The sequence below is a fragment of the Bordetella sp. 15P40C-2 genome (assembly GCF_009763235.1).
Classification (GTDB): domain Bacteria; phylum Pseudomonadota; class Gammaproteobacteria; order Burkholderiales; family Burkholderiaceae_B; genus Bordetella_A.
Genome location: NZ_WSJA01000027.1, coordinates 1 through 306, shown reverse-complemented (window position 1 = coordinate 306; position 306 = coordinate 1). Strand labels below are relative to the sequence as shown.

Sequence of the window (306 nt, the reverse complement as noted above, 5' to 3'; positions counted from 1 at the left end):
TTCACAAACGAATGTTCACTATCATCGGCGCTAAGGCGTTTCACTGTCCTGTTCGGGATGGGAAGGAGTGGGACCACCTTGCTATGGTCGTCAGGCGTAACTGGTTGGGTGGATAGTGGTTTAGGACTACCTACCCCAATTTGGAAGAAGCACATCGAGTTGATGCGAGCGGCTCATTTGATTGAGGCTTCGCAACAACGACGGGTCATGTTTGACGAATTTATATAAACGGCACTTGTCGCTACGCTCATATCAGGTCATTAAAACCTACAGAGTTATAGGATCAAGCCGCACGGGCAATTAGTA

At 48.0% G+C, this 306-nt stretch carries 1 rRNA gene; it reads right to left on the bottom strand.

The features are described 5' to 3' along the window. Positions 1-95 (bottom strand): 5S ribosomal RNA (rrf, locus tag GOQ25_RS13145); the annotation flags it as partial. Positions 96-306: the final 211 nt, after the last annotated feature.